Below are 5,337 nucleotides of genomic sequence, written 5' to 3'. Positions count from 1 at the left end.
TACACCTCTTTGCCCAATATTTCCAAAACTTATTTAATGAGGAGAGCTTTTGTGGTAAATTTTATGATAAAATATGTTTATGTTATTGTGATGCTGCTTTGAAAAGTAGTTTTTTATTTTAGCTTGTATGAAAGAGTTGACGTTAAATCATCAAAATTCATGAGGGGTCCTACAGGTCCTACAGCGGTTAGTGTTGGAGTGGAATTTGTAAAAAGACGATGCGCTAAATCAGTTAATCTTGTAGGAGTGATGAGATTGAGGCGTTCAATTGTTTCCGATATTGGAATGGGGCGACCGTAAAGGAGTATTTGGCGTGCAATGAGATGTGCTTGACTAGAGGGATTTTCCTGTGACATTACAAGATTAGCACGATATTGTGTTTGTGCTCGTTGAAGTTCATTGGCGTGAGTATTTTTGCCGACCTTGGAAAGTTCATCAAGAATCACAGGAAGGAGCTCTTTGAGCCCCTCTTGTCCAGTAGCTGCATGAACACCAAAAAGCCCAGTATCTGAAAATCCCCAATGAAAAGCATAAATAGAATAGCATAATCCACGTTTTTCTCTTACTTCTTGAAAAAGACGTGAGGACATACCACCACCAAGAATAATTGAAAGAATTTGGGCTGCATAAAAATCACGCGCGTGATAAGCACGCCCTTCAAACCCTAGAACAACTTGTGTATCCATTAAATCACGATACTCACGAAAGTCGCCGCCGACATAATTTGCAAGATTAATAAGAGGTGCGGTTGAATGAGAGCGAAAAGTACCAAGACGACTTTCAACTTCTCGCAAGAAACTTTCGTGTTTTACAGCTCCAGCTGCAACGACAATCATACGATCTGCACTATATTGTTTATTGATGAAATCATGGAGATCAGTAGATGTAAATGATTGAATAGTTTTAGCTGTTCCTAAAATAGAGCGACCAAGGGATTGATGACGAAAGGCTGTTTCTGTAAAGTGATCAAAAACAATATCATCAGGAGTGTCATGCGCGGCACCAATTTCCTGAAAAATGACTTGTTTTTCTCGTTCTAGTTCATCTTCGTTAAATTTTGAATGCATCAAAATATCGGCTAAAATATCGATAGCAAGCGGGATATCGCTTTTAAGTACACGTGCAAAGTAAGCTGTTGTTTCAATACCGGTTGTGGCATTAATTTCACCGCCAACATCTTCAATATCGGTTGCAATTTGAAAAGCGCTACGATTTTCGGTTCCTTTAAAAGCCATATGCTCAAGTAGATGGGCAATACCATGCTGTGTGGAGGTTTCATTGCGTGAGCCCACTTTAACCCATATTCCGAGGGCAACACTATCAATTTGTTGCATTGTATGTGTGGCTATAGTCAAACCATTATTTAGGCGACAGATATCTACATCCATGTATTTACAACTCCATTAAAAAGCTAAATACCTCATTGTTAAGGGCATTAGAATATTCTTGATTTAAATTAATGCTGCTAACTTTAATAAGATGCATGCGATTTTAAAGAAATATAATTTTTTACTATTTTTTCATCATTAGCAAGACTTATAAAGTGTTCTTCGCGTTCCATTACATCATTGAGATGGGGGGGGCATGGGGCATGAAGTCCACAAGCACTTTTGAGAGTATCAGGAAATTTAGCTGGATGAGCTGTGGCAAGGACGATCATTGGAATATGCTGTTTTTTGTTTTCACGCGCTACTTTAAGGGCGACAGCTGTATGTGGATCAATAAGATAGCCACTTTCCTTATAGACACTATCAATTGTTTGTGCTGTTTCATCCATGTTGCTTGTCCCAGCGGAAAATAGGGAACGAATATTTTTGAGATGTTTTTCATCAAGAGAAAAGACCCCCATTTTTTTCAAATTTTCCATTGCATTGCGAATCCACATTGGATCACGATTGCTACTTTCAAAGAGTAAACGTTCAAAATTAGATGAGATTTGAATATCCATAGAAGGTGATGTTGTATGGACGATTGGTTGTGTTTCGTAAGTACCGCTGGTCAATGTACGTGCAAGGATGTCATTATCGTTCGTTGCAATGATCAGTTGAGCAATGGGTAATCCCATACGAGCAGCGACATAACCTGCAAAAATATCACCGAAATTTCCGGTAGGAACAGTAAAGGAAACAGCTCTATCAGGTGCACCTAAGGAAAGAGCGGATGAAAAATAGTAAACAATTTGCGCCATGATACGCGCCCAATTTATAGAATTAACACCTGAAAGCGCTGTTTTTTTACGAAAATTATGATCATTAAACATTGCTTTGACAAGAGCTTGGCAATCATCAAAATTTCCTTCAATGGCAATGGCATGAACATTGGAACATTGATTGGTTGTCATTTGCCGTTGTTGAACAGGTGAGACTCGTCCTTTAGGAAATAAAATAAAAATATCTGAATGTTCTTTTCCAGCAAAAGCTTGTATTGCAGCCCCCCCTGTATCACCCGATGTTGCAGCAACAATCGTTGCACGTCTATTTTTTTTAGTCAAAATATAATCCATAAGCCGAGAAAGAAACTGCATTGCGACATCTTTAAAAGCTAAAGTAGGTCCGTGAAAGAGTTCAAGGATAAATTCATCTGCTTTAGTTTGTCGTAATGGACAGATTGCTGGATGGTGAAAGGTTGCATAAGATTCAGCGATTATATTTTCAAAGGCTGTATACTCGATCTCGTTATTCACAAAGGGCCAAAGAATAGTTTTAGCAATTTCTGTATAGGATTGTCCACGAAGTGTTCGTAACGCATCAAATGATAATTGCGGAAATTTATCTGGAAGATAAAGTCCACCATCACTCGCCAACCCTGTCATGATAGTTTCCGTAAAGCTTAAAGCAGGAGATTCACCTCTCGTGCTGATATATTTCATAAGTCTTATCCTTTTTTATTTCTGGCAAATTGATGCAGCCATTCATTTTACGTTTTTCATAATATTTAAATTATTAAATGGATAGAAGTTTATTTTCTTCTTTTTAACTCAATAATGAAAAGAAATAGTTTTAAGCATTTTTATTTTTGAGATATAAACGCCACATTTTCACAGAAAATCTGTTATAATCGAAAAATTTCTTTCTATTATAAATTTTACAGCGTGTTTTCACTTATGTACCTTCCTCAATAATGAAATCAAATATATAGAATAGTATTTATTGAATAACTTTTTTGTAAAATTCAATTGTTCATAGTTATTTTATGCTTTTATACTTTATGAAAAATAAATCTTCTAAAATGAATGTTGAGCTGATACATTCCCAGATTCATACTGGAGGATTTATAAGGTAAATTTATGACATTTCGTGCATAAATGTATATTTTAAATAATCTTTGTTGAGTTTAATTGATCATTTTGTATACTAATAGATATTATATTTGTGCTATACATATGGGAACCTAAAGTTTATCCATAGAAAGCATAAAAACAGCCTGCCAAATGATGTGAAGCAGGCTGTAAAATACCCTTATTAAAAATAGAACAAATAACTGAGCAGCTTTGAATTATTTGCCTTTAATTTTTCCTATTGCCCATCCGATTATCGCACTAAATATGGACATAACAGATCCGGTCAAAAATCCAAATCCCAAAGCTCCCATTGTAGAAAAAACTCCTAGAGTAATGGGTTCAAATACTTTTTCATATTTTCCCTCAATGGCAGATTCACTTTTTGTTTTATGAGTGAAACTCGGTACATAAAGAGCAGCTATATTGATCATTTTTGTCTCCCCTTGTTCCATGAAAGAAATAGCTTCCCATGGAGCATCATTTTTCAAATGATTGGCATGAACATTTATAACTTGTGAAAGCAAAAAAGCGACCGCTATAAAAATATTTAATACGTAGTTTTTCAATACTTTAATCATCATTTACCTCCAATACTTTTACTGTTGTTTTAGGATAAATTGATACATTGACAGAATTAGTGCCCATTGAAAGAAACAGAAGTATTTAAAGATTTCTTCATGCTTAATGTGATAATTCATTAGTTTTTTATCATTAATAATAGATAAAAACAGAATGTATCTATAGTTTATATTTTATATGAGAAGATCTTATGCTTATAAAATTTCAATTTTAACGAGATTTAAAATAGGATATTATTTTGCTGATTATCCATCCTAAAAACATACCTACCGTACTTGATACATAACCAAGAGCCATCCCAATACCAAAAGTCCCGAGTGTAAGAGGTTCAACGACTTTTTCAAATTTTCCTTCGATGGTAATTTCATTTTTCATACCACGATTTAGATTTTGTGTATAGAAAGAAACCGTACTGATTGCATCCTTTCTGTTCTGTTCTGTTACAGAAATAAAACTATTCTCACGATGAATATTGTTTTGCAAATAGTTGGCATGTACACTTACAGTCTGTGAAATGTAAAAAGCAGATATTATAAAAATACTTAACATATAATTTTTAAAAAATTTAATCATTCATTTACCTCAAATACTTTATACTATTCAATATATATGTGTAAAATTATATTTTGGATTTTTTGATGTAATTTACAGCATTTATAGTTATAGTAATATAAGATTCATTATGTAATAAATTTATAATAATTAATAACAACATAATGAAGCTATATATTCTATATTTATACAATAGATTGAATTACTTGAACATCAATACTATGTCCTTTATCCAACTTATTATCGATCCTATAAAACTTATTGTATATCCAGCGAACAATAGTCCCACTCCTACAGTCATGGGTTCAATAACCTTTTCAACTTTTCCTTCAAAGGTTGTCCCATTTTCTGTTCCATAACTTACAGATGGAACATGGAAAGCAGTCATAGAAACTGCGTCAGATTTCACATTCTTTACTTGTTCCATTAGGGCAATAGAAAACTCTTCTTTTGGAACCTCTTTTTTTAAATAGTTTGCATTAACATTTATGGTTTGTGAAAGAAAAAAAGCGCTTGTTATAAAAATGCTTAAGACATAATTTTTAAATAATTTTACCATAACTTTACCTCAAATATTTTTAATTTAGATATACAATTAAACATACAATATGTGCACATAATTTACTTTATAGATAATAATCTTATGTCATTATGTATTTTTAGTCAATATTAAAAACACATATTAAAAATAAAACGATAGTTTTTATAAAAATTATTGTAAAAAAGTAACACTGATAATTACAAAAAATATTTTTTAGAATTTATATATGTATTGATATATGTTATTTTATAATTATCATATAGTATTAATATAATTTATAATATTGTAAGACATATTTTAAATATTTCATTATGATATAATTATATAAAATAATACCTAAATATCGTATCTTATTATAAAATAATATTAATATTATTTTTAATAA

Annotated in this window: 5 protein-coding genes; all 5 read right to left on the bottom strand. The window is 32.4% G+C overall.

The annotated features are described in order from the left end of the window. Positions 1-113 precede the first annotated feature (113 nt). Positions 114-1,388, bottom strand: a complete 1,275-nt coding sequence (locus ACFIO3_RS06625; protein ID WP_375607802.1) for a M16 family metallopeptidase — start codon at positions 1,386-1,388, stop codon at positions 114-116. 83 nt (positions 1,389-1,471) lie between these two features. After that, complete coding sequence (gene thrC, locus ACFIO3_RS06620; protein WP_375704221.1) at positions 1,472-2,869, bottom strand: threonine synthase; 1,398 nt, start codon at positions 2,867-2,869, stop codon at positions 1,472-1,474. A 626-nt stretch (positions 2,870-3,495) separates the two neighbouring features. Then, on the bottom strand, positions 3,496-3,858 hold the full coding sequence (locus ACFIO3_RS06615; protein ID WP_375607836.1) for a hypothetical protein: 363 nt from the start codon (positions 3,856-3,858) through the stop codon (positions 3,496-3,498). Between the two features lie 211 nt (positions 3,859-4,069). Next, positions 4,070-4,342, bottom strand: coding sequence for a hypothetical protein (locus ACFIO3_RS06610; protein WP_375704220.1), 273 nt, complete (start codon positions 4,340-4,342; stop codon positions 4,070-4,072). Between the two features lie 271 nt (positions 4,343-4,613). Continuing rightward, on the bottom strand, positions 4,614-4,970 hold the full coding sequence (locus ACFIO3_RS06605; protein ID WP_375607799.1) for a hypothetical protein: 357 nt from the start codon (positions 4,968-4,970) through the stop codon (positions 4,614-4,616). Between the last annotated feature and the right edge of the window lie 367 nt (positions 4,971-5,337).

The organism is Bartonella sp. AD328YNZD, assembly GCF_042196425.1.
The sequence above is the reverse complement of the archived record's forward strand: the minus strand, read 5'-3'. Positions and strand labels throughout refer to the sequence as shown.